Origin of the sequence: Paracidovorax anthurii, assembly GCF_003269065.1 — a bacterium.
Taxonomy (GTDB): Bacteria; Pseudomonadota; Gammaproteobacteria; order Burkholderiales; family Burkholderiaceae_C; genus Paracidovorax; species Paracidovorax anthurii.
The window spans coordinates 23978-48161 of record NZ_QLTA01000022.1; the positions used below are offsets into that span (position 1 = coordinate 23978).

Sequence of the window (24184 nt, forward strand, 5' to 3'; positions counted from 1 at the left end):
TTCGGACCGATAAAACCATTATCCTTTAGGAGGGATGAAGATGACCGCATACGTTATCCAGAGCCAGCAGAACACCAATCTCTGCGTCGGTGTGACCAATGTCGCGGCGGGTTCGCTGGTCACCCTGCAGACGCTCGCGGGCGTCGGGGGCACGACGTCGCAATGGAACATGGACCCCAATACCGGCTACATCACGCTGGTGGCAAATCCCTCGCTGTGCCTGGACGTGCAGGGATACAACGGGCAGCAGGGGCAGGTGATCGTGGCCAACCTGGTCCTGGGCCGCAACAGCCAGAAGTGGAACTGGGTGGGCAACCCTCCCTTCATCGCCAACGCCCAATATCCGAACATGGTATTGGATAATTCCGGCGGTAATGCCAGCCCGGGTAATCCCGTTCTCATCTGGCCCATTAACAACGGCCAGAATCAGAAATGGAGCAGCCTGGCGGTTCCCGTTCTGCAGAACATGCTGGAAACGGCCTGAAGAAAATCTGGCGCCACGGCGCCAGCCAGAATGCGCGGCCCCGAAGGGGCCGCGCCACGCACAAGCCGCTTGCGGGTTCCGACCGCAGGCGGCTTTTCTCTTTTCAAAGCCGGTGCGACCGATCGCCGCGCGCGAAGCCCATCGGCTCCCAGGGCTCGCCCGGCCCCACGGCCAGCACCTTGAACAGCTCGCCCATCTCGTGTTCCATCATCAGTTTGGCGGCATGTCCTCGTTCCGCCTGCGTCATCTGCTCCAGAAAAGAGAGCAACCCGGCATTGAGGAGGAAATGCCCCTGCGTGGTGTAGCCCAGCACGTTCAGGCCCGCGTCCTGCGCGGCCAGGGCCATGGCGGTGAAGTTGACGTGGGCCGTGATGTCCTTCAGGCCCACGTCCGCGAGCGGATCGGCGTCGGCCTGGTGGGCGCGGTGGCACATCACCGTGCCCATGTGGCGCTGCGGGTGGTAGTACTCGCCCTCGCCGAAGCCGTAGTCGATAAGGAAGGCCGCGCCGCGCGCGAGCCGCTGGGCGAGCATGCGCATGAAGCCCTCGCCCTGCGCGTGGATCTCGGTGAGGTAATCGTGCGGGCCCTCGATCTCCACGGGCGGGCGCAGCGCCGTGGGCCGGTCGGCCCAGGCGAAGCGCGGCGCCGCCTCCGGCGAGCCCTCCTGCACGGCCACGCCGCGCTCGTGCCACGTGCCGGTGCCCGCGCCGCCATGGCGCGCCAGCAGCTGCACGGGCATCGCATCCAGCACCTCGTTGCCCACCACCACGCCCTCGAAGCGCTCGGGCAGGGCCTGGGCCCAGCGCACCCGCCCCTCCCAGGGCGCGAGCCGCGCCTGCTGGCGCTCGCGCAGGCTGCCCGAGAGATCGACGATGGTGTAGCACCGCACGCGCTCGCCCAGGGCCTCCAGCAGTTGCGCGGCCAGGGCCCCGGAGCCCGCGCCGAACTCCCAGACCTCGTGCGTGCCGGTGGCGTCCAGCGCCTGCGCGACCTGCCGCGCCAGCACGCGGCCGAACACGGGGGACAGCTCGGGCGCGGTCACGAAGTCGCTGCCGGACTGGGGCATGGCGCCGAACTTCGGCAGCGCATTGGCGTAATAGCCCAGGCCCGGGGTGTAGAGGGCCAGCTCCATGAAGCGGTCGAATCCGATCCAGCCGCCGGCCTCGGCAATGGCGCGCGCCACGTGCCGTGGCAGGGCGCTCGATAAACTCAGGTGTTCTGTCGTCGTCACGGCCCCGATTGTCCGCCATGCCCTCCTCCTCCCCCACCCGCACCGTGCTCGTCACCGGCGCCGCTCGGCGCCTCGGCCGCGAGATCGCGCTGGCCCTCGCGACCAGCGGCTGGCAGGTGGCCGTGCATTACCGCGGCTCGCGCGAGGACGCTCTCAAAACAGTAGCAGATTGCTCAATGTTTACGGCGACAAGCGCCGCATTCGACGCGGATTTCCAGGACGAGGCCGCCGTGCGGGGCCTGCTGCCCCGGGTGGTGGCGCATTTCGGTGCCGTGCATGCCGTGGTCAACAGCGCCTCGCTGTTCGAGCACGACGACGCGGCCAGCTTCGGCTTCGCGGCGCTGGAAAAGCACCTGCGCAGCAACACGGCCGCGCCCATCCTGCTCGCGCAGGCGCTGCACGCGCACACCGCGCAGCGCGGGGCCGACGCCGAGGGCCGCCCGCCGCAGGGCGCGGTGGTCAACCTGCTGGACCAGAAGCTCTGGAACCCCAACCCGGACTTCCTGAGCTACACGCTCTCGAAGGCCGCGCTGGAATCGGCCACCACCCTGCTCGCGCAGGCGCTCGCGCCGCACGTGCGCGTGGTGGGCGTGGCCCCCGGGCTCACGCTCACGAGCCACATGCTCTCCGACGAGAAATTCCGGCAGCTGCATGCGCAAAGCCCGCTGGGCCGCTCCTCCACGCCCGAGGACGTGGCCGCCGCCGTGCGCTTCGCGCTGGACAACCGGTCGATCACGGGCACCACGCTGCTGGTCGATGGCGGCCAGCACCTCATGCGGTTCGAGCGCGATTTCTCGCTGATGTGACACGCGGGCCGCCGCCCCCTCACCTCCCCCCTCTTTTCCACTGCCCCGACCCACCATGCCCATCAACCACGACGCCGGCCACCAGACCCTCGCGCTCACCGGCCTGCGCTTCGCCGCCAACCTGGGCATCCTCGACCACGAGAAGACCGCGCCCCAGCCGATCCAGGTGGACGCGGAGCTGAACCAGGGCCGCCAGCCCCTGCTGCCGCACGACGACGACATCGGCCACGTGCTGGATTACCGCAAGGTGCGCCAGATCATCATCGACGAGTGCACGGCCGAGCACGTGAACCTGCTGGAGAGCCTGATCGGCAAGCTCACGCGGCGGCTGATGCAGTTGCCCGGCGTGATCGGCGTGCGCGTGAAGATCGCCAAGCTGGAGATCTTCGACGACTGCGAAGTGGCGATCCGCATGGAGTGCGGCGAGTGGTAAGCGCCCACTGACGCCCCCGCGCACCGCTCACAGGCCGCCGCGGAACTCCCCCGGCAACTGGCCCGACCAGCGCTTGAACGCGCGGCGGAAGGCGCGGGCGTCGGAATAGCCCACCGCGTCGGCGATCTGGGCGATCGTCATCGTGGAATGGCTCAGCAGGTCGCGCGCGCGCTCGAACCGCGTGCCGTCGCGCAGCCGGGTGTAGCTCACGTTCTGCTGGCCCAGCCGGCGCCGCAGCGTGCGGTCGCTGATGTTGACCGTCTGCGCCAGGTCTTTCTGCCGGGGGCGCGCCTCGATGTCGAAGCGCAGCCGGTTCGACATCGACTCCACGAGGTCGGACTGGCCGATCGGGCGCTTGAGCAGCGTATTGAGCTGCTGGCGCAGCAGGCCGCAGGCGATGCGGTCATAGCCCGGCAACCGCGCATCCAGCCAGTGGGTGTCGAAGGTCATGCGGTGGCAGCCGGCGTCGAACCGCACGGGGCAGCGGAAGAATTGGCGGTAGACGTCCGCATTGGCCGGCGCCGGAAACCCGAAATCCACCCGCACGGGGCCGAACTCCTGGCTGATGACCAGGCGGGCCACGGCCACCGTGCCGGCAAAGGATTGCTCGACCAGGAAAGGCTCGACCAGCAGGTCGAACACGCGGGGCACGGCGTCCAGGGACATCTGCCGGCCATGCACCCCGAAACGGTGGTCCATCATCGCGCCAGCGTCGTTCTGGTGTTCGATGCTGAAGGCCATCGCCTCGCCGAAGGTCTCGCAGGTCAGCATCGTCAGGCCCGCCACGCCCCAGGACACCAGGGTTTCGCGCGCGCCGACGGCCAGGCCGATCGCGGACTCGTTCCCCAGGAGCCGCTGCGCGCGCAGGATCAGGGCGCGGATCTGGTCGTACGAGAGCAACGTCTCGCGGCCCATCAGGTCCTGGTAGGTGAAACCCAGGCCCCGGCACAGGCGCTCGGGCGCCAGCCCCCGCTCCTCGATGAAGCCGAGCAGCGATTGGGCGACCTGGGGGACGATATTGGCCATGGTGCGCGACTCGGGGACCGGGGTCGCTGGCGCGCTGTCGGGCGGCTCGGGCATGGGGTTCATCGGTCGGTGAAACAGCCAGAGAAGTGAGGGAAGGCACGATGATGACGCAAACGCCGCCATCCATCACGCCGGGACAGACCCGCACCCGCCGCGCACGCACCGGCGCAAGTCCTTGTTGCGTCACGGTTTTCCCGCGCAGACGGACCTCCGCCGCCGCAACCATGTCGGCCGGAAACGCCCCCTTCATGACCTTAATTGTCCCTTCCCTCCAGGGAAGCCATCCTGCGGATGCCCGCCAGCCGCAGGGATTTTCGCCACGGCGTCGCTGTGCAGGCCCTTTGGCGGCATGCTGTCCCCATCGACCCGCAGTGCCCCCTTTGGCCTATTTAGCGCCATTGATGGCCTTTTTTGTCCCCACAAAAAAGATCCCCCCTCCCTACAGTCCGGCGCACGGCATGCCGACGGTCCGGCAGCCCGGCCGCCATGGCGGCCCACCCAACCCATCCCTGCCCGTGTGCCCGGAGATCCTTCCGTGAAACAAAACTTCTTTGAATCCCGATCCGTGCGGCTGATCGCCATCGCCGCCAGCCTGGCGGCCCTGTCGGCATGCACGCGGACACCGGCCGATGCCGTGGCCGAAACGGTCCGCCCCGCCTATGTCGTCCCGGCCCGGGACAGCGCCGCGGCGGCCCTGGAATACGTCGGCGAGGTGCGCGCCACCCAGCGCATCGAGCTGGCGTTCCCCGTCTCCGGGCTGGTGGGCCAGGTGCTGGTGGAGCCGGGCGATGCGGTGCGGCGGGGCCAGGTGCTGGCGCTGCTCGACGACAAGCCGCTGCAGGCGCAATTCGCCGCCGCCGGCGGCGACGTGGCGCGCCTGGAGGCGCAGGCCGCCGAAGCCCGCCTGCGCGTCGAGCGGGCCCGCGCGGCCCGCGCTGCCGGGGCCACCAGCGAAAGCGAGTGGAGCGCCGTGCAGGCCGAGCAGGCCACCGCCGACGCCGCCCTGCGCAGCGCACGCGCCCAGCGCGACCTGGCGGCGTGGTCGCTGGAGCACGCCCGGCTGCGCGCGCCCGCCGCCGGCGTGGTGGCCACGCGCACCCTGGAGCCCGGGCAGACGGCCGGCCCCGGCGTGCCGGTGATGGCCATCGACGGCAGCGGTCGGGAGCTTTCGATCCGGGTGCCCGGGCACCTGGGCCTGCAGGCCGGCCAGCCCGCCGTGCTGCGCAGCGGCGCCGAACGGCTGGAGAGCCGGGTCCTGCGCGTCTCCGGGCGCCTGGAGACCGGCGGCGTGCGCCAGGTGTTCCTCTCCGTGCCGGACACCGCGCCGGTCGGCTCGACCTGGTCGGTCGCCGTGGCGTCCGGTGCTGCCGCGCAGGCCGGCGTACAGGTGCCGCTGCGCGCGCTCCTGCCGGGGCAGACCGGCGACGCGGGCAGCGTGCTGCGCCTGAAGGCGGACGGCCAGACCACGGAGCTGGCGGCGGTGCGGCTGGGCGCGGTGCAGGGGGACTGGATCGAGGTCACCGACGGCCTGCGGTCCGGGGACCGGGTGGTCGTGGCCGGCGGCGCATCGATCGCACCCGGCGCCCGGGTGAGCCCGGTGGCGGCCCGGCAGTAAGGAGCGGCCATGTTCGACATCGCCCGATACGCCCTGAACCGGCCCCGATTCACCCTGCTGGCCGCGCTGGGCCTGGTGCTCGCGGGCCTTTGGCTGGCCCTCGACTTCCCGTCCACCGAGGAGCCGCAGATCACGATCCGCACCGCCACGGTGATGAGCGTCGTGCCCGGCGCCACCGTCGATCGCATGGAACAGCTCGTCGCGCGCCCCACCGAGGAGAGCGTGCTCGGCATGCCCGAGGTCAAGCGCGTGAAGACCACGGTGCGCCCCGGCTTCGTGTTCACGTACGTCGAGCTCCACCCCACGGTGTCCGCCGACAAGCTGCCGAACGTGTGGCAGCGGCTGCGCACCCGCATGGCGGACCTGCGCCCGTCCCTGCCGGAGGGCACGTCGGGCCCGCTGGTGGATGACGAGTTCGGCCGGGTCGCCGTGCTCACGATGGGCCTCACGGGCCCGGGCTACACGGCCGGCGAGGTGCGCGAGCACGGGCGCCGCCTGCGCGACGCGCTCTACGGCCTTCCGGGCGTGGAGCGCGTCTCGCTGCACGGCATCCGCGACGAGCAGGTGCAGATCGTGCTGGACATCCCGGCGCTCGCGGCCAAGGGCCTCACCCCGGGCGTGATCGCGAAGGCGGTCGCGGCCCGCAACGTGATCGCCTCGGCCGGCTTCGTCGAGGCCGGCGGGGCGGAGATGTCCCTGAACGTGACCGGCGATGCCGCGAGCCCCGGCGATCTGCGCACCACGCCGATCCCGCTGCCGCGCGGCGGCACCGTGCCGCTGGGCGAGCTCGCCCGGGTGGAGCGCGTGACCCAGGACCCGCCGGTGGCCGGCGCCTTCGTGGACGGCACGCCGGCGGCGGTGATCGCCGTGTCGATGGACCCGGGCCTGAATGTCGTGAGCTTCGCCGACCGGCTGCGCGACAAGGTGCGCCAGCTCGAAGCCGGCCTGCCGGCGGGCATGGCCCTGGTGCCCATCACGGACCAGGCCCGCATCGTGACCCAGCAATTGCGGCAGGTGGGGCAGGTGTTCGTCGAGACCACCGTGATCGTCATGGGCGTGGTGGTGCTGTTCCTCGGATGGCGCACCGGCCTGATCGTGGGGGCCATCGTGCCCACCACGGTGCTGGGCGCGCTGGCGATCATGCGGCTGCTGGGCATCGACCTGCACATCATCTCGGTGGGCGCGATCATCATCGCCCTGGGGCTCTTCGTGGACAACGCGATCGTGGTCGCGGAAGACATGGAGCGGCGCCTCGCGCTGGGCGAGCCGCGCGAACATGCCGCGTCGGAGGCGGGCCGCTCGATGCTGGTGCCGCTGCTGGTGTCGTCGCTCGCCATCATCCTGACCTTCATGCCCCTGGTGCTGAGCAGCACCGAAATGGGCGAATACCTGCGCAGCATGGGCATCGTGATGGCGATCGCGCTGCTGCTGTCGCTGATGCTGGCCGTGACGGTCACCCCGCTGCTGTGCCAGCGGTTCGCGCAGCACCATGCGCAGCTCAGCCGCACCGCGCGCGCCGTGGAGGCGCTCACGGGCTGGTACCGGGGGCGCGTGCGCTGGGTGCTGCGCCACCGGGCCCTGTACGTGGGCGCCATGGTGGCCCTGCTGGGCGCGGCGGGCTGGCTGTTCGGGCACGTGCCCTCGGAGCTGATGCCCGCCTCGGAACGCCGGCAGCTGCAGATGTCGATCGAGCTCGCACCGGGCTCCGGCACGGCGCACACGCTGGACAAGGCCGCCGCCATCAGCCGGGCGCTGGCCGACCGCGCGGCCTTCCCCGAGCTGGCGAGCCACGCGGTGTATGTCGGCGACGGCGGCCCGCGCTTCATCCTCGCGCTCAACCCGCCCACGCCCGCATCGCACCGGGCCTACGCGGTGCTGACGCTGTCCCCCGACGTGCCCCACGCCACCGCGATCGAGCGCGTGCGCACGGGCCTGGCCGAGCGCTTCCCGGACGTGCGCTTCGAACCCAAGCGCTTCTCCATGGGCTCCTCGGACGCGGGGCTGGCGGTGTTCCGCCTCACCAGCGCCGATGGCCACAGCCACCGGGAGGCGGCCGAGAAACTGATGGCCGCGCTGCAGGCCGACGGCGGGATGCGCGACGTGCAGACCGACGCCGAACGCCCGGTGATGCAACTGGACGTGCGGGTGCAGCAGGCCAGGGCGCAGGCCGCCGGCGTCGGCACCGCCGACATCGCCCGGAGCCTGGACATGCTGCTGGCGGGCACCGCGATCACCCGGTACCGCGAAGGCGACACCGTGCTGCCGGTGATCCTGCGCGGCGACGGCGCCCTGCGCACCCGCACCGAGCAGTTGGCGGCCCTGCCGATCCAGAGGGCCGACGGCCAGGGCAGCGTACCGCTGGGGCAGGTGGCCTCCGTGGAGCTGAAGCCGCAGCCCTCCGTGATCCAGCGCTACAACCAGGAGCGCGCCGTCACGGTGAGCGCCCGCCACGCCACGCTCACCGCGCAGGGCATCGCCGACCGGGTCGCGCCGGTGCTGCAGGAGATCCGCGCCGGGGGCCGGGTGCAGGTGGCGCTGGGCGGCGAGATCGAGGAGAACCACGATGCCAACGCGGCGATCGCGGAGCTTCTGCCCGCCTGCCTGATCGCCATGTTCCTGCTGTTCGTGTGGCAGTTCGAGAGCGTGCGCAAGAGCCTCATCGTGATGGCCAGCATCCCGTTCGTGGCGATCGGATCGGCGCTGGCGCTCGCGCTCACCGGCACCACCCTGACGTTCGTCGGCACGCTCGGCCTGCTGGCCCTGGCGGGGATCATCGTCAACAACGCGATCCTGCTGCTCGACGCCATCGAGGAGGCCCGCGGCTCCGGCCTGCCGCCCGCGGAGGCCGTCGAGAACGCGGCCTCCAAGCGCCTGCGCCCCATCGTCATGACCAAGCTCGTGTGCATCCTGGGGCTGGTGCCGCTCTGGCTGTTCGGCGGGGCCATCTGGACCAGCCTGGCCGTCGTGATGATCGGCGGCCTCGCGCTCGGCACGCTGATCACGCTGGGGCTGATCCCCGCGCTCTACGCCATCGCCTACCGGGTCGAAGCACCCGCCGCCTGAGGAGCACCGACATGCCACATCCCGCACATCCCCTGCGCGGCGCGCTGCGCGCCGCCACGATCCTCGCCCTGGGCGCGCTGCTGGCCGGCTGCGCGGCCGTGGCGCCCCCCAGCGCCGTGCCCGGCGCGGCGCAGCGGCATGCGCCCCCGGACTCGGCGAGCCCGGCCGCCCGCGATGCCGGCCTGGGCGTGGGCGTTCCGAGCCGCCACTGGTGGCGCGACCTGAAAGACCCGCGCCTGGATGCCCTGGTCGAGCAGGCCATGGCCCGCAACCACGAACTCCAGGCCACGCTGGCCACGGTGAAGGAAGCCCGCGCGATGGCGGGCCTCGCCGAGCGCGAGGCCCTGCCGCAGGGCAGCCTGTCGGCCCAGGCCCAGGCCATGCGCCCGTCCCTGGCCGAGACCGACCCCTACGGCCAGAACCTGCCCCGCCCGCCGTCGCGGCGCCTCGGCACGCTCACGCAGAGCCTGTCCTGGGAGATCGACCTGTTCGGCCGTGTCGGCACCGCCGCCGCCATCGCCGAGCGCCAGCTCGACGCGGCCCGGGCCGATGCCCACGCGGCCTCCGCGCTGCTGCAGGCCGAGGTCGTGCGCCAGTACGTGCAATTGCGCCGCACCCAGCAGGAGAGCCTGCAGGCCGACGAGGAAATCGCGCTGCTGCGCCAGCGCGCCGCCCTGATGGAGCAGCGCGTGCAGGCGGGCTTCGCCGACCGCCGCGAGGCGCTCGCGGCCACCGCGGACACCGCCCGCGCCGAGGCCGAGCGCGCCCGGCTGCAGGCCGTCCGGCACGGCAGCATCGCGGCGCTGGCGGTCCTGACCGGCCGCTCGCCCACCGCCACCGACCCCGATGCAGAGGCCCTCGCGGCACCCGCCGCGCTGCCGGATGCGCCCGCGGCCCCGCAGGTCACGCGGCCGGGCGAGCTGCTGGCCAACCGGCCGGACGTGGCCAGGGCCGATGCCCTGCTGCGCGCCAGCCTGGGCGACACCGTGCTCGCCGAACGCGCTCACCTGCCGCGCCTGAGCCTGGACGCGGTCCTCGGCCTCAACGCCCCGTTCGGCCAGCTCGGCCGCGCGGGTGCCCTGCGCTACGCCGCCGGCCCGGCCCTGCAGTGGGACTGGCTCGATGCCGGCCGGCGGCAGGCCCGCGAGGCGGCCGCGCGCGCCGGCAGCGAGCGCGCCTGGCACACCTTCGAGCAGACGGTGCTCAAGGCCCTGGAAGACAGCGAAGGCGCGCTGCGCCACTGGTCCGCCGCGCAGGTGGCGCTGGAGCAGTCGCAGGCGGCCCGCGCAAGCGCAAGCGCCGCGCAAGCCTACGCATCGGCCCGGGCCGCTGCGGGCATGGAAGCGCCCACCCAGGCCCTGGAGCAGCGGGTGGGCCACGTGCGCGCCCTGCGCTCCGAGCTGGCGGCGCAGGCCGACAGCCTCCAGGCCTACGTCCAGGTGCAACTGGCCCTGGCGGCCTGGCAACCCGACCTCTGACCGTTTCTCCACCCGTCCTTGCGAAGGAACGCACCATGACGAACCGCACCCTGCCCCTGGCACCGCCTCCGCACCGCGTCCTCATCGTCGGTGGAGGCGTCGCCGGGCTCGAAATCGCCTCCGCCCTGGGCCGCCGATACGGCGCGGAACGGTCCGGCACCGACCGCCCGACGGCCACGGTCACGCTGCTCGACCGGGGCTTCGCCCACGTGTGGAAGCCCATGCTGCACACCATCGCGGCGGGAACGCGCGACATCTCGCTGCACCAGACGACCTACATCGCGCAGGCGCGCGACGCCGGCTTCGCCTACGAGCCCGGCGCCCTGCACGGGCTCGACCGCGCCAGCCAGACCGTGCTGGTCGGGCCGCTCGTGGAGCCGGACGGCCGCCTGCTGATCCCCGAGCGCCGGCTGCGCTACGACACCCTCGTCCTGGCCCTGGGCAGCCAGGCGCACGCCTTCGGCACGCCCGGCGTCGCGGAGTACTGCTGGACCATCGACTCCCGCGAGGAGGCGAGCGCGTTCAACCACGAACTGCGCATCCGCCTGCTGCAATGCCTGGCGCGGGACACGGAACTGTGCATCGCCATCGTGGGCGGCGGAGCCACGGGGGTCGAGATGGCAGCCGAACTCGTGCAACTGGCCGAAGCCGCAGCGGCCTATGGCGCCCATGGCATGAAGGAGCGCATCCGCATCACGCTGATCGACAGCGGCAAGCGCCTGCTGCCCAGCTTTCCCGAAGACATCTCGCACGCCACGCGGCAGCGCCTGGAGGCCCTGGGCATCACCGTGCTGAGCGAGTCGCGCGTGAACCTGGCGCATGCCCACGGCGTGACCCTGGCCGATGGCCGGCAGGTGCCCGCCGCGCTCACCGTCTGGGCCGCCGGCGTCAAGGGGCCGGACGTGCTGGCGGGGCTGGACGGGCTGGAGACCACGCCCAGCCAGCAGTTGCGGGTGCTGCCCTCGCTGCAGACGACCGCGGACGAGACCATCTACGCGGTTGGCGACTGCGCGAGCCTCACCCCGCAGGGCGCCGGGCGACCGCTCCCGCCCACGGCCCAGGTGGCGCACCAGCAGGCGCAGCACCTGATCCGCCACCTGCCCCGGGCGATCGCACAGGGCCGCGAGGTGCCGGCCTTCGCCTACCGCGACTTCGGCTCGATGGTGTCCCTGGGCGACTACGACGCGTATGCGTCGCTGGGCAAGTTCGGATTGCTCGAAGGGCTCTCGCTGCGGGGCCGCCTCGCCCAGGTCAGCCACGCCCTGCTGTACCGCGACCACCAGGCGCGACTGCACGGGCGGTTCCGCGGCAGCCTGCTGTGGCTGGCCGAATGGCTGAGCACCCGGGTGCGCGGCACGCTCCGGCTGGATTGACCGCGCGGCATGGCACGGCCTAGCAGCAGCGGCCGATGCGCCCCTTGCCGCCGTAGCGCGCGTCCTGCCGGTCGCGGAAGAACTCGGCATAGCTCATCACCGGCTCGCCCGGGTGCGTCCGCTCCTGGTGGCTCAGGTAGGCGTCGTAGTCGGGCAGGCCCACCATGAGGCGCAGCGACTGCGCCAGGTAGCGCCCGCCGGTGGCCACGGCCTGCACGGCGCCGCGCGCGGCCTGCAGGGGCGTGCCGGTGCTCACCGCGCCCCCTCGGGCAGCGCCTCGAAGGGCGTCTCCTGGGCCGTGGGGCGGTTCGCGGCGCGGGCCTGCAGGCAGGCGCGCACGCTGTAGGCCAGCACGCTCAGCACCACGAAGATGAACAGCGCGCACAGGCCGGCGTTGAGGCGGTCGTTGAAGACGATGCGCGCCATGGCATCGGCCGTCTTGGCCGGCGCGATCACCACGCCCTGGGCCAGGCCCTCGGCATATTTCGCGGCGTGCGACAGGAAGCCGATCTTGGGGTCGGCCGAGAAGATTTTCTGCCAGCCGGCCGTGAGCGTGCAGGCCAGCAGCCACGCGGCCGGGGCGATGGTCACCCAGGCATAGGCCTCGCGCTTCATGCGGAACAGCACCACGGTGCCCAGCATCAGCGCCACGGCGGCCAGCATCTGGTTGGAGATGCCGAACAGCGGCCACAGCGTGTTGATGCCGCCCAGCGGATCGACCACGCCCTGGTAGAGGAAGTAGCCCCAGGCCGCCACGCACAGGCCGGTGGCCAGCAGGTTGGCGGGCAGCGAGTCGGTGCGCTTGAGCGCGGGCACGAAACTGCCCAGCAGGTCCTGCAGCATGAAGCGGCCCGCGCGCGTGCCGGCATCCACCGCCGTGAGGATGAAGAGCGCCTCGAACAGGATCGCGAAGTGGTACCAGAAAGCCATCATGGCCGGCCCGCCCACCACCTGGTGGAGGATGTGGGCCATGCCCACGGCCAGCGTCGGCGCGCCGCCGGCGCGGCCGAGGATGGTGGACTCGCCCACGTCCTTCGCGGTCTGCACCAGCATCTCGGGGGTGATGACGAAGCCCCAGGTGGAGAGCGTCTGCGCCACGGCCTCGGGCGTGCTGCCCACCAGCGCGGCGGGGCTGTTCATCGCGAAATAGATGCCGGGGTTGATGCACGAGGCCGCCACCAGCGCCATCACCGCCACGAACGATTCGGCCAGCATGCCGCCGTAGCCGATGTAGCGCGCGTGGGTTTCGTTCTCCAGCATCTTGGGCGTGGTGCCCGAGGAGATCAGCGCATGGAAGCCCGACACCGCGCCGCAGGCGATGGTGATGAAGAGGAACGGGAACAGGCTGCCCGACCACACCGGGCCGTTGCCCTGCGCGAACTGGGTGATGGGCGGCATCTCCAGCGTGGGCGCCACGAAGACGATGCCGATGGCCAGCGCCACGATGGTGCCGATCTTCAGGAAGGTGGAGAGGTAGTCGCGCGGCGCGAGCAGCAGCCACACGGGCAGCGAGGCGGCCACGAAGCCGTAGCCGATGAGCATCCACGTGAGCGTCTTGCCGTCGAAGGTGAACGCCGGCCCCCAGGTGGGGTGCGCGGCCACGGCCTGGCCGCCGAAGATCGCGGCCATCAGCAGCACGAAGCCGATGATGGACACCTCGGCGATGCGCCCGGGGCGCAGGAAGCGCAGGTACACGCCCATGAAGAGCGCCACGGGAATCGTCGCCGCCACGGTGAACGCGCCCCAGGGCGATTCGGCCAGCGCCTTCACCACGATCAGCGCCAGCACCGCCAGGATGATGATCATGATCATGAAGGTGCCGAAGAGCGCGATCAGCCCCGGCACCGTGCCCATCTCCTGCTTGACGAGATCGCCCAGCGAGCGGCCGTCGCGCCGCGAGGAGATGAAGAGCACGATGAAATCCTGCACCGCACCCGCGAACACCACGCCGGCCAGCAGCCACAGCAGGCCCGGCACGTAGCCCATCTGCGCGGCCAGCACCGGCCCCACCAGCGGCCCCGCGCCCGCGATGGCGGCGAAGTGGTGGCCGAAAAGCACGTGCTTGTTGGTGGGCACGTAGTCGAGCCCGTCGTTGTGGCGCCACGCGGGCGTGGCGCGCGCCGGATCCAGCCGCAGCACGCGCTGGGCGATGAACAGGCTGTAGTAGCGGTAGGCGATGAGGTAGACGCAGACCGCCGCGACGACGATCCAGAGCGCGCTGATGGCTTCGCCGCGGCTGAGCGCCACGGTGCCGAGCGCCCATGCGCCGAGCACGGCGATGCAGAACCACGCGAGGTGGCGACGGATGAGGGGCATGAGGGGTTGTCTCCTGGAATCCTGGGAATGCGTGGGCGGCCATCGGCGCCGCCGCCGGGAATGGCCAGTATCCCGAGTGCCTCGCCGCGGCGCATCCGTCGCGCCACGTAGGCGGCCCGCGTGGCATTGCGTAAGGGACAACCCTTTCGGTGTTTACCCGCACCACCCGCCGGCGGCGCGGCCGTCAGCCGCCGCGCCCGAAGCCCTTCGCGTGCTCGACCGCGTAGCGGATCAGATCGGCCAGGCTGCCCAGCTCCAGCCGGCGCCGGATGTTCTGGCGGTGCGCCTCCACCGTGCGCACGCTCAGGCCCAGCTCGCTGGCGATCTGTTTGCTCGACGCGCCCCGGCCCAGGGCGGCGAGGATCTCGCCTTCGCGCGGGGTCAGCGTGGGCTTGGGCGCCTGGTTGCGAAAGAGCCGCTGCGACACCGCCGGGCTGAGGAAGGTGCCGCCCGCCGCCACGGCCTCCAGCGCCGCGAGCAGTTCGGAGGCCGGGGCATCCTTGAGCACGTAGCCGCGCGCGCCCACCTGCAGCGCGCGCTGCACGTATTCGGGGTTGTCGTACATGCTGAGCATCAGCACCCGGGGCGCGGGCTGCCGCGCGAGCAGGCGGGCCGCGAAATCCAGGCCGTTCACGTCCTTCATACCCACGTCCATGAGCACCACGTCGGGCGCCAGCGCGGCCAGCGGCCCCTCGGCCTCGGCCGCGCCGGAGGCCTCGCCCACGATCCGCACCCAGGGCAGGCTGCCCAGGCGCGCGCGCAGGCCGTCGCGCACGAGCGCATGGTCATCCACGAGAAAGAGCCGGACCGGGCGGTCCAGCGGCGCGAAGGCGGTGGTCATAGGGATCGCATCCTATCGCCCGGCACCTCGGCCACCACGCGCGTGCCACCGGGGCCGGCGCGCACCTGCAGGTGGCCGCCCACGGCCTCCATGCGTTCGTGCATGTTGCGCAGGCCGATGCCGCGGCGCGGGTCCTGCTGCAGCGCCTGCGCATCGAAGCCGCGCCCGTCGTCGCGCACTTCCAGCTGCACGCCACCGCCCACGAACTCCAGCGTGACGTGCACCTGCCGCGCCTGCGCGTGCTTGCGCACGTTGGTGAGCGCTTCCTGCGCCACGCGGAAGAGCGCGGTCGTCACCTCCTGCGGCAGGGGCCGCGGCGGCGGGGCCACGTCGGCCGCCGCCGCCACGGGGCCGTGCTCGCCGAAGGCGCGCACCAGGTGCTCCAGCGCGGCCGGCAGGCCCAGGGTGTCGAGCAGTGCGGGGCGCAGCTCGTGCGAGAGGTCCCGCACCTCGCTGAGCGCGTCGTTGAGGTGCTGCAGGGCGGTGGCGAGCGTGGGCGGCGCGGGGCGCTCGCGCTCGATGTCCTCCACGGCGGTCTCGATCAGGAGCTTGGCGGACACCAGCGTCTGGCTGGTGCCGTCGTGCAGCTCCCGCGCCAGGTGGACCCGCTCCTCCTCCTGCGACTGCACCACGCGCCGCGCCAGCAGGCGCATGCGGGCCTCGGCCACCCGGTGCTCGCTGAGATTGAGCAGCAGGCCGGTGGCGCTGATGGCCGCCAGCCCCAGCGCCGCAAAGCCCGCGATCCACCACATGGTGGCGCCCACGTTGGCGCCCACCTGCCGCTCCAGGCCGGCCTGGGTGGCCTCGATGTCGTCCAGGTACAGCCCCGTGCCCACCATCCAGTTCCAGCGCGGCAGCGCGGTCACGTAGCCCAGCTTGGGCGCCAACTGCCCGCCGCTGGAGGGCTTGGGCCATGCGTATTCCACATAGCCGCCGCCAGCGCGGGCCCGCTCGATGAGCTGCTGGATGGTGGGCCGCCCCTGCGGGTCGCGCAGGTCCCACAGCATCCGGCCCACCAGTTCGGGCTGGCGCGAATGCATGAGGGAGCGGCCCTGCAGGTCGTAGACGAAAAAATAGCCGTCGCTGCCGTAGTCGAGCGCGGCCAGCCGGCGCATGGCCTCCTCGCGCGCGCCGGGGTCGTCGCGGCCGCTGTCGTAGAGGGGCCGCACGGTGCTCACGGCCAGTTGCACGTAGCTGCGCAGCTCGCCGCGTCGCTGCTCCAGGTAGGCCTGCTCCACCAGCGCGCGCTCGCGCCGCGCCAGGTCCTGCGCCTGGTGGCGCACCAGGGCCGTCACCAGCGCGAGGGTGATGAGCAGGGGCAGCACGGCCAGCGCCACGATCTTGGTGCGCAGGCGCGCCGCCGCGTCGGCCCCCTGCCACGGCGGCGCGGCCGTGCCGCCCGATGCCCTGCGCATCGCCTTGCGTGCCTTATGTATCACCCTGTGTATTGCCATGCCTGCCGCCCTGCGCTCCATCCGGGTCCGTTTCGCGTGCCGGACCGCCCTGCCGCCCCGAAAGCCGGCGATCCACTAAAATCCGCGCTCCCCCGCAACCCCTGCCGCGGGGGCCGCCGCAGGCTCAGCGCCCCGTGCGCCGGCCACGGCGGGCGCCCCCCGGGACCGCCATCCTTCACCGCCCGGACCCGATTGTCCTTCGCTTCCATGACCGCCCTGCCCCAAGACACCGACTGGACCGCCGACGCCACGCGCCCCGCACAGGCCAAGATCGAGCGCGAGGCGCACAAGCTCGAAAAGCGCCTGTGCCGCGAGGTGGGCCGCGCGATCGTGGACTACAACATGATCGAGGAAGGCGACAAGGTCATGGTCTGCATGTCCGGCGGCAAGGACAGCTACACCCTGCTGGACATCCTCATCAAGCTGCAAAAGCGCGCGCCCATCCATTTCGACCTCGTGGCCGTGAACCTCGACCAGAAGCAGCCGGGCTTTCCCGAGCACGTGCTGCCCGAGTACCTGAAGGCCACGGGCGTGCCCTTCCACATCGAGAACCAGGACACATACAGCATCGTCAAACGGGTGGTGCCCGAGGGCAAGACCACCTGCGGCCTGTGCAGCCGGCTGCGCCGCGGCATCCTCTACCGCGTGGCCGACGAGCTGGGCTGCACCAAGATCGCGCTGGGCCACCACCGCGACGACATCCTGCAGACGCTGCTGCTCAACATGTTCTTCGGCGGCAAGATGAAGAGCATGCCCCCGAAGCTGGTCAGCGACGACGGCCGCCACATGGTGATCCGCCCCCTGGCCTACGTGGCCGAGAAGGACACGGCCCGCTGGGCGCAGCAGCAGAACTTCCCCATCATTCCCTGCAACCTCTGCGGCAGCCAGGAGAACCTGCAGCGCCAGCAGGTGGGCGAGATGCTGCGCGAGTGGGAGCGCAAGTTCCCCGGGCGCGTGGACAACATGTTCAACGCCCTGCAGAACATCGTGCCCTCCCACCTGCTGGACGGAACGCTGCACGACTTCAAGCATCTCAAGGCCACGGGCATCGCGAGCGAAGAGGGCGACAAGGCCTTCGACACCGAGGAGTTCCCCGCGGCGCCCGCCCTGCCGGGGCTGCAGGTGGTGCGGATCTCCTGACGGCGCGCCGCAGGCCGCCCCGCACCGCCCGCGACGCCCTTCCCCTTCGGCCCGGATTCCAGGAGACCGCCCATGACCACGACCCACGGGTTCCCCCTTCGCCTTCGCTGCCTGTTCCTGCTGCTGGCCGCGGCGCTGCTGGCGGGCTGCTCCACCACGCGCACGGTGGACAGCGCGGTGTCCAGCTATTCCACCCTCCAGGCCCTGCCCGCGCCGCCCACCTACCGGCTGGAGCGGCTGCCGTCGCAGCAGGCGCAGGCCGCCCAGTTCGCGGCCATCGAGGCGCAGGCCCAGCAGTCGCTCGCGCGCGTGGGCCTGCAGCGCGACGATGCCAATGCCCGGCTGGTGCTGCAGATCGGCGCCAGCGCCAGCACCACCTGGCCTGCCTCATGGCCCTACTACGGCCCCTCGTACCCCGCCTGGGGCTGGGGCATGGGCTGGGGCGGCCCCGGGCGCTGGGGCTGGGGAATGGGCGGCAGCTGGATGGTGGACCGCCCTCCCACGCTCTACCGCCGCGAGGTGAGCCTCGTGCTGCGCGACGCGGGCACGCAGCAGATCGTCTACGAAACCTCGGCGGTGCACGAGGACGTGTGGACCAGCGATCCGTCGATCTTCGGCATCCTCTTCGACGCGGCGCTCACCGGCTTCCCGCAGCCGCCGGCCGGCCCGCGGCAGGTGCGCACCACGCTCACGCCCGTGCCCTGAACCCCCTGCCCGCCTTCGCCCACCCATGGACGTCACCCGCATCATCGCCATCCGCCACGGAGAAACCGCCTGGAACGTGGACACGCGCATCCAGGGCCATCTGGACATCCCGCTCAACGACACGGGCCTCTGGCAGGCGCGGCAGGTCGGGCGGGCCCTGGCGGACGAGCCGGTGGCGGCCATCTACGCGAGCGACCTGCGCCGCGCCCATGCCACGGCCCAGGCCGTCGCCGACACCACGGGCGCGCCCCTCGCCACGGACACGCGGCTGCGCGAGCGCGCCTTCGGCCAGATGGAAGGCCGCACCTTCCGCGAGATCGAGGCCGAATTGCCCGAGCAGGCCCGGCGCTGGCGGCAGCGCGACCCGCATTTCGAACCCGAGGGCGGCGAATCGCTCCTCACGTTCCGCGAGCGCATCACCCGGGCCACGCACGGGCTGGCCCGCCTCCATCCGGGCGAGCTGATCGTGCTGGTCGCGCATGGGGGGGTGATGGACGTGCTCTACCGCGCCGCCACGGGCCAGGAGCTGCAGGCGCCCCGCACCTGGCAGTTGGCCAATGCCGCCATCAACCGCCTGCTCTGGACCGAAGACGGGCTCACCCTCGTGGGCTGGGCCGACACACAGCACCTGGACGACGCCATCCGCGATGAAAACCATGCCTGACCCCGCCGCCGCGCTGCTCGCCATGATCGGCCAGCGCGTGGACCTGATCGATACCCCCGCGCCCGTCGTCGATCTCGACGCGATGGATCGCAACATCCAGCGCATGGCGGATTTCGCGCGCAAGCACCAGGTGCGCTGGCGCCCCCACGCCAAGATGCACAAGTGCGCCGAACTGGCGCTGCGGCTGCAGCAGGCCGGCGCCTGCGGCGCCTGCGTGCAGAAGGTGTCCGAGGCCGAGGCCCTGGCCGCGGCGGGGGTGGACGACCTCTACATCAGCAACGAGGTGATCTCGCCGGGCAAGCTGCTGCGCGTGGCGCGGCTGGCGCAGCAACTCGCGGTGCGCGGCGGTCGCCTCGCCATCGCGGTGGACAGCCCGGAGGGCATCGCGCGCCTGGCGGAGGCCATGGATGCCACGGCCAGCGATGCCGGCATCGACGTGTTCGTGGAGATCGACGTGGGCCAGGGCCGCTGCGGCGTGCCGCCGGGCGAGCCCGCCGTGGCCCTGGCGCAGGCCGTCGCGCGCCATGCGCGGCTGCAATTCGCCGGGCTGCACGCCTACCATGGCCGCGCGCAGCACCTGCGCGGCGCGGCCGAACGCCGCGACGCCATCGCGGGCACCGTGGAGGCCGCGCGCGCCACGCGCGACGCCATCCAGGCGGCCGGCCTGGCCGTGCCCCTGGTCACCGGCGCGGGCACGGGCACGCTGGTGCACGAGGCCGCGAGCGGCATCTATGGCGAGCTGCAGGCCGGCTCGTTCCTGTTCATGGACGCCGACTACGCCGGCAACGAACGCGAGCCCGCGCAGCCGGCCTTCGAGCACGCGCTGTTCATCAAGACCCAGGTCATCTCCAGCCGCGACACGCATGCCGTATGCGATGCGGGCCACAAGAGCCACGCCATCGATTCCGGGCTGCCGCAGGTGGCGTTCCTGCCGCCCGACCGCGCGCTGCGCTACGCCAACGGCGGCGACGAGCACGGGCTGCTGTTCACCGACAGCCCCAAGGCGCGCCTGCCATCCATCGGCCGCATGCTGTGGCTCATTCCCGGCCATTGCGACCCCACGGTGAACCTGCACGGCCACCTGATCGGCGTGCGCGGCGGACTGGCGCACGGCATGGTGGAACGCATCCTGCGCGTGGATGCGCGTGGCGCAGTCACTTGAGAAGCGAGGGGGAGGAAAACGAATCGGGGCTTGCGCCCCGATCCTGCTGGATTCCTGCTGGATGCCGTTTCCTGTGGCAAAACCGTATCCGTGATCCACGGCGCCATGCGCCACTCGTGACGCATGGAACCGGCACTGCGCCTCCCGCCAGAAGGCTGCGGCTCCCAGCCTGCCTGCGCAGGCTTGGACGGCCCTGAAGGGCTGCCCCTGGCGGTTGCACCGAGGCGCGAAGCGCCACAGGGGCTTGTTCTTTTACTTCAGGCGCGGGACGGGAAGATGCCCTGCACGCAGATGATGAAGTTCAGTTGCAGCGAAGGCTGGACGGTGCTGACGGACACGGGCACGTTCACCTGGACGGGAAGGGGCTGCGCGTTGGCCCCCGTCAGGGTCACGGGCGCAGAGAAGGGCTTCAGCGTGGTGTTGGCGGCTTCTGCGGTATAGATCTTGGGCAATTGGTTGCCCGCAGTCCCCTTGGCCAGCTCCAGCGTCGGTCCGGGCACCTCGGAGACGGCGGTGGGTGCGCTGTTCGCCGGGATCGAGATCGTGGCGGTTCCGGAGAGCGCCGGCAGATTGTTGGCCCCGATGGTGATGGCGCCCGTGCCCACCGCGTTGACCTGGGACGTGGCGGCGCCGGTGACTCCGGGGACCTGCACGACATTGAGCGTGCCCATCGGCACGCGGTTGCGCAGATCGGGAAGATTGAAAGTGTTCACGCCATCCCCGCCGAAACGGGTGCTGAGCAGCGCGAAGAGCGCCTGATTCTGCGTGATGCTCAGCGCAGTGCCGTCGCAAAGCGCCCACCCCTGCGGAATGAACGGCACGGCCCACAGAATGACTTGCCCGAGATAACCTTCCATCGAAATTCCCTCCCAAAAAACTGTTGATACATTGCCGCGCCACTTGGAGCACGTTGACCGGCCCGCAAGCAACTGGGCCAGAGAAGTAAACAACAGAACCCCGCAGTCGCCACCCGGGGGTTTACCCTAATCAATGGTGGCATAACAACAGCCCCCCTCTCGGAGAGCCAGGAGGCGTGCATCCATCCGGCATGAGCGGATCGGGCGCATTCTGGCCAGCGGAACCGGCCATGGGCGGTTTCGTCACACCGCCTCGGAACGTGTTCACGATCTCAGGTGGCCGCGGGCCCGCCGAACAGGTCGGAATGCTGCCGCGACGGCGCCACCCCCAGGTGCCGGAACGCCGCCAGCGTGGCGATGCGGCCGCGCGGCGTGCGCTGCAGGTAGCCCTGCTGGATCAGGTAGGGCTCGATCACGTCCTCGATGGTGCCGGGCTCCTCGCCGATGCTCGCGGCGATGTTGTCCAGCCCCACCGGGCCGCCGTCGAAGCGGTGGATCACGGCCTCCAGCAGCTTGCGGTCCATCACATCGAAGCCTTGCGGGTCCACGTCGAGCATGGCCAGCGCACGCTGGGCGATGTCCTGCGTGATGCGGCCGTCGCCCTTCACGTCGGCGTAGTCGCGCACGCGGCGCAGCAGCCGGTTGGCGATGCGCGGGGTGCCGCGCGAGCGGCGCGCGATCTCGAAGCCACCCTCCGCGTCGATGGGCGCGCCCAGCAGCCCCGCCGAGCGCATGACGATGCGCGCCAGCTCCTCGGGGGTGTAGAACTCCAGCCGCGCGACGATGCCGAAGCGGTCGCGCAGCGGGTTGGTGAGCATGCCCGCGCGCGTGGTCGCGCCCACGAGCGTGAAGGGCTGCAGGTCGAGCTTGATGCTGCGCGCGGCCGGGCCCTCGCCGATCATGATGTCGATCTGGTAGTCCTCCAGCGCCGGGTAGAGGATTTCCTCGACGACCGGCGAGAGCCGGTGGATCTCGTCGATGAAGAGGACGTCGTTCTTCTCGAGGTTGGTGAGTAGCGCGGCGAGGTCCTTGGGCTTTTCCAGCACCGGGCCGCTGGTCTGGCGCAGGTTCACGCCCAGCTCGGCCGCGATGATGTGGCTGAGCGTGGTCTTGCCCAGCCCCGGCGGGCCGAACAGCAGCACGTGGTCCAGCGCCTCCTCGCGCTTGCGCGCCGCGCCGATGAAGATCTCCAGCTGCTCGCGCGCCTTGGCCTGGCCGACGTATTCCTGCAGCAGCTTGGGGCGCAGCGCGCGCTCCAGCGCCTCCTCCTGGGGGGACGCCGGAGCGGCGGAAACCACGCGCTTCGGGGGTGCGGGGGCGAAATCGTCGGTCTGGATGCTCATGCGCGCGCGGGGTGGTGCAGGAAGGGGCTCAATTGGCGGCGGTCCAGGCGTAGTACACCGGGCCCTCGTACTGGTACACGGGGTAGGTGGCGATCACGAAGTCGCGCTCTGCCTGGCTGATCGTGTAGAAGTGCGTGCCGTTGCTGCGGTTGAAGAAACGGTAGATGGCCGTCGATCCCGAGCCGGCGGCGGTCTGGGCGTACCAGCTCGGCCCTTCGTACCGGAAGGCGGGGTACGTGGCCTGCACGAAGTCGCGCTCACCCTGGCTGATCGTGTAGAAGTGCGCGCCCGTGCCCGTGTTGAAGAAGCGGTAGACCGCGCTCTGCCCCGTCGTGGGGCCGGCATACGCATAGAACGCCACGCCCTCGTAGCTGAAGGCCGGGTAGGTCTGGATCACGAAATCCCGCTCGCCGGCGCTCTGCGTGAAGAAGTGCGCGCCCGTGCTGCGGTTGTAGAAGCGGTAGACGGCGCTGCGGCCCGACGGGGTGGCGACGGCCGGCGACAGCCATTGCTGCAGGGCGGCGCTGTAGGCGAGGTCGAAGCGCCCGTAGACGGAGAACGCCGTGGTGGTGCACTGGTCGTTGCTGTTGCTGCCGTACAGCGTACCCACCACGGCGCCGCCGCGGAAGATCGCCGAGCCGCTGCTGCCCGCCTGCGTCGTGCCCTGCGTGTAGGTCACGCGGTAGAAACTGCCGCTCAGGCCGCTGGCGGTGCTGCAGGTGAAGGAGGTGGCGCTGTCCCTGGCGCACGACAGCGTGGAGACGATGCTGCCGAAGCTGATCTTCTGCAGGTCTCCCTTGGGATGGTGGATGCCCGCGACGGCCGAGGACAGGCTCTGCGCGTTGGCGTCCCAGGCGGCGAACACCGCGCCGGCGGGCGGGGCTTCGTTCAGGCGCAGGAACGAGGTGTCGGTGTTCGAGCTGGCATAGAGCAGCGTGGCGCCGCCGGTGCGTCTGGCCGCGCTGGACGACAGCGTGCGGCTGTTGCAGGTCGGGGAGCGGAAGAACCAGTCCGTCTGCAGCGAGGAGGCCACGGTCTGGGACGAGATGCAGTGGTTGGCCGTCAGGAAGTACGGCGTGCCGGTGGAATCGCGGTCGTTGAGCAGCGTGCCGGTGCAGTTGTAGGTCAGGCCGCTGTCCACGAAGGTCATGCGCGCCACGGCGTTGCGCTGGCTGGCGTAATCGTCGTAGCAGGTCGAGTCCAGGTTGCAGGTGCTGGCATCGTTCACGGCCTCCTGGCTCACCGAATCCTCGGACGGCAGCGACAGGTCCTCGAAGATGTGCGAGAGCGTGGGAATGGCGATGTCCAGCGAATCCACCGGGGTGCCCGCCGGCAGCTCGATCTCCAGCGTGATCTCGCCAGCGCCGGAATCGGGCGACCACCAGGTGCGGGCCTTGTCCGACAGATCGCCGGCCGCGCGGTTGCGCTGGAGGGTCTGCAGGATTTCCTGGCCCGCGATCTCATAGACCGAGGTGGGCCGGTCCTGGCGGTAGATGCGCAGCACCGCGCTGCCGGGCAGGCTGCGCACCAGCACGCCCAGCCGCACGCCGTGGGCCCCTTCGGAGGTGAAGCTCACGGCCGCCTTCGCGCCGCCGCTCTCCGTGGCCGTCCACTGCAGGCGCTGCCGCAGGCCGGCCGCCGTGGCGGTGTCGCCGACGCTGCGCGGCGCGCCGATCTGGCGGGCGCCGTTGCGCTCGACGAGCGCGGATTCGCTGCGCACGAAGGCGCCCAGCCCGACGCGGGCCGCAGCAACGGCGGCATCGGCCGCACGCTCGCGGATGCGCGGCACGTCCTGCACGGCCGTGGCCGGCTGCTCCGCCGACTCCACACGGGTCACCGCCGCACGGGTTTCCGCGGACGCCGTGGCGCCGGCCTGGGTGGTGGCAGCGCCATCGCCGCCACCGCAGGCGGCGAGCAGGGCCGCCGCGGCCAGCCAGGCCGCTGCCGGCCATTTCTTCAGGGTCACGTTCATCACTGGACTCCAGTCACTGCATCAAGAAAAAGCCGGCACCACGCCCCGGCGTCGAAAAAAAAGAGGGCCGCCCCACCCGAGCGGCCGCCAGGGGGCGGCCCCCTGGTGCGCTGCATTGGAAGTGCGTTTCATGAAGATGTCGAGAATCGCCGCCATGCCGCGTTGCGAGTTTCCGCGATAGCCAACCTGGCATGACGGCGATTTCGGCATCTTTCCCTGCG

The 24184-nt window shown here is 71.3% G+C and carries 20 protein-coding genes; 11 read left to right on the top strand and 9 right to left on the bottom strand.

All coding sequences use genetic code 11. The features are described from left to right. The first annotated feature begins 40 nt into the window (after positions 1–40). Entirely contained in the window at positions 41–484 is a 444-nt protein-coding gene (locus AX018_RS12375) for a ricin-type beta-trefoil lectin domain protein (RefSeq protein WP_170146243.1), read from the top strand. A 103-nt stretch (positions 485–587) separates the two neighbouring features. On the opposite strand, the gene AX018_RS12380 is transcribed toward AX018_RS12375, so the two are convergent. Beyond that, a complete protein-coding gene (locus AX018_RS12380; RefSeq protein ID WP_211322425.1) occupies positions 588–1715 on the bottom strand; it encodes a class I SAM-dependent methyltransferase in 1128 nt (375 codons plus the stop codon). Between the two features lie 17 nt (positions 1716–1732). Here AX018_RS12380 and AX018_RS12385 point away from each other — a divergent pair, with 17 nt between their 5' ends. Both AX018_RS12385 and AX018_RS12390 read left to right on the top strand, forming a co-directional pair. Continuing rightward, positions 1733–2521 (top strand): SDR family oxidoreductase, encoded by a 789-nt coding sequence (locus AX018_RS12385; RefSeq protein WP_111877591.1) that lies wholly within the window; start codon positions 1733–1735, stop codon positions 2519–2521. 55 nt (positions 2522–2576) lie between these two features. Beyond that, on the top strand, positions 2577–2954 hold the full coding sequence (locus AX018_RS12390; protein ID WP_111877592.1) for a dihydroneopterin aldolase: 378 nt from the start codon (positions 2577–2579) through the stop codon (positions 2952–2954). A gap of 27 nt (positions 2955–2981) precedes the next feature. Here AX018_RS12390 and AX018_RS12395 read toward each other — a convergent pair whose 3' ends face one another. Then, positions 2982–4034, bottom strand: coding sequence for an AraC family transcriptional regulator (locus AX018_RS12395; protein WP_211322426.1), 1053 nt, complete (start codon positions 4032–4034; stop codon positions 2982–2984). Positions 4035–4515: 481 nt separating this feature from the next. Between AX018_RS12395 and AX018_RS12400 the strand changes: the two genes are divergently transcribed. From AX018_RS12400 to AX018_RS12415, 4 genes are read left to right on the top strand one after another with little or no spacing between them, the layout of a single operon-like run. Then, entirely contained in the window at positions 4516–5595 is a 1080-nt protein-coding gene (locus AX018_RS12400; RefSeq protein WP_211322427.1) for an efflux RND transporter periplasmic adaptor subunit, read from the top strand. 9 nt (positions 5596–5604) lie between these two features. Beyond that, positions 5605–8658: an efflux RND transporter permease subunit gene (locus tag AX018_RS12405; RefSeq protein ID WP_111877594.1), complete on the top strand. Its 3054-nt coding sequence runs from the start codon at positions 5605–5607 to the stop codon at positions 8656–8658. A gap of 11 nt (positions 8659–8669) precedes the next feature. Then, positions 8670–10136 (top strand): TolC family protein, encoded by a 1467-nt coding sequence (locus AX018_RS12410; protein ID WP_111877595.1) that lies wholly within the window; start codon positions 8670–8672, stop codon positions 10134–10136. Between the two features lie 35 nt (positions 10137–10171). After that, positions 10172–11509, top strand: coding sequence for an NAD(P)/FAD-dependent oxidoreductase (locus AX018_RS12415; protein ID WP_111877596.1), 1338 nt, complete (start codon positions 10172–10174; stop codon positions 11507–11509). 19 nt (positions 11510–11528) lie between these two features. Here the strand turns inward: AX018_RS12415 and AX018_RS12420 are convergent, their stop codons facing one another. The 4 genes from AX018_RS12420 to AX018_RS12435 form a co-directional block, all read right to left on the bottom strand. Continuing rightward, a complete protein-coding gene (locus AX018_RS12420) occupies positions 11529–11765 on the bottom strand; it encodes a YbdD/YjiX family protein (protein ID WP_111877597.1) in 237 nt (78 codons plus the stop codon). Continuing rightward, the gene (locus AX018_RS12425) at positions 11762–13825 is read right to left on the bottom strand and encodes a carbon starvation CstA family protein (protein WP_111877598.1); all 2064 of its coding nucleotides are present in this window, start codon (positions 13823–13825) and stop codon (positions 11762–11764) included. The genes AX018_RS12420 and AX018_RS12425 overlap by 4 nt, the downstream gene beginning before the upstream one ends. 184 nt (positions 13826–14009) lie before the next feature. Beyond that, the gene (locus tag AX018_RS12430; protein ID WP_111877599.1) at positions 14010–14666 is read right to left on the bottom strand and encodes a response regulator; all 657 of its coding nucleotides are present in this window, start codon (positions 14664–14666) and stop codon (positions 14010–14012) included. Further along, on the bottom strand, positions 14663–16081 hold the full coding sequence (locus AX018_RS12435) for a cache domain-containing protein (RefSeq protein ID WP_111877600.1): 1419 nt from the start codon (positions 16079–16081) through the stop codon (positions 14663–14665). Before AX018_RS12435 ends, AX018_RS12430 begins: the two co-directional genes overlap by 4 nt. 246 nt (positions 16082–16327) lie before the next feature. Here AX018_RS12435 and ttcA point away from each other — a divergent pair, with 246 nt between their 5' ends. The 4 genes from ttcA to AX018_RS12455 all read left to right on the top strand — a co-directional run bounded on the left by ttcA (position 16328) and on the right by AX018_RS12455 (position 19791). Next, complete coding sequence (gene ttcA / locus AX018_RS12440) at positions 16328–17260, top strand: tRNA 2-thiocytidine(32) synthetase TtcA (RefSeq protein ID WP_111877601.1); 933 nt, start codon at positions 16328–16330, stop codon at positions 17258–17260. Between the two features lie 72 nt (positions 17261–17332). Beyond that, the gene (locus AX018_RS12445) at positions 17333–17965 is read left to right on the top strand and encodes a DUF4136 domain-containing protein (protein WP_111877602.1); all 633 of its coding nucleotides are present in this window, start codon (positions 17333–17335) and stop codon (positions 17963–17965) included. A gap of 25 nt (positions 17966–17990) precedes the next feature. After that, positions 17991–18629: a histidine phosphatase family protein gene (locus AX018_RS12450; protein WP_111877603.1), complete on the top strand. Its 639-nt coding sequence runs from the start codon at positions 17991–17993 to the stop codon at positions 18627–18629. Beyond that, complete coding sequence (locus AX018_RS12455; RefSeq protein ID WP_111877604.1) at positions 18613–19791, top strand: DSD1 family PLP-dependent enzyme; 1179 nt, start codon at positions 18613–18615, stop codon at positions 19789–19791. The genes AX018_RS12450 and AX018_RS12455 overlap by 17 nt, the downstream gene beginning before the upstream one ends. A gap of 257 nt (positions 19792–20048) precedes the next feature. On the opposite strand, the gene AX018_RS12460 is transcribed toward AX018_RS12455, so the two are convergent. The 3 genes from AX018_RS12460 to AX018_RS12470 all read right to left on the bottom strand — a co-directional run bounded on the left by AX018_RS12460 (position 20049) and on the right by AX018_RS12470 (position 23963). After that, the gene (locus tag AX018_RS12460) at positions 20049–20648 is read right to left on the bottom strand and encodes a phage tail protein (protein ID WP_111877605.1); all 600 of its coding nucleotides are present in this window, start codon (positions 20646–20648) and stop codon (positions 20049–20051) included. A 272-nt stretch (positions 20649–20920) separates the two neighbouring features. Then, positions 20921–21991, bottom strand: coding sequence for a Holliday junction branch migration DNA helicase RuvB (gene ruvB / locus AX018_RS12465; RefSeq protein ID WP_111877606.1), 1071 nt, complete (start codon positions 21989–21991; stop codon positions 20921–20923). Positions 21992–22019: 28 nt separating this feature from the next. Next, complete coding sequence (locus AX018_RS12470; RefSeq protein WP_111877607.1) at positions 22020–23963, bottom strand: trypsin-like peptidase domain-containing protein; 1944 nt, start codon at positions 23961–23963, stop codon at positions 22020–22022. Positions 23964–24184 lie beyond the last annotated feature (221 nt).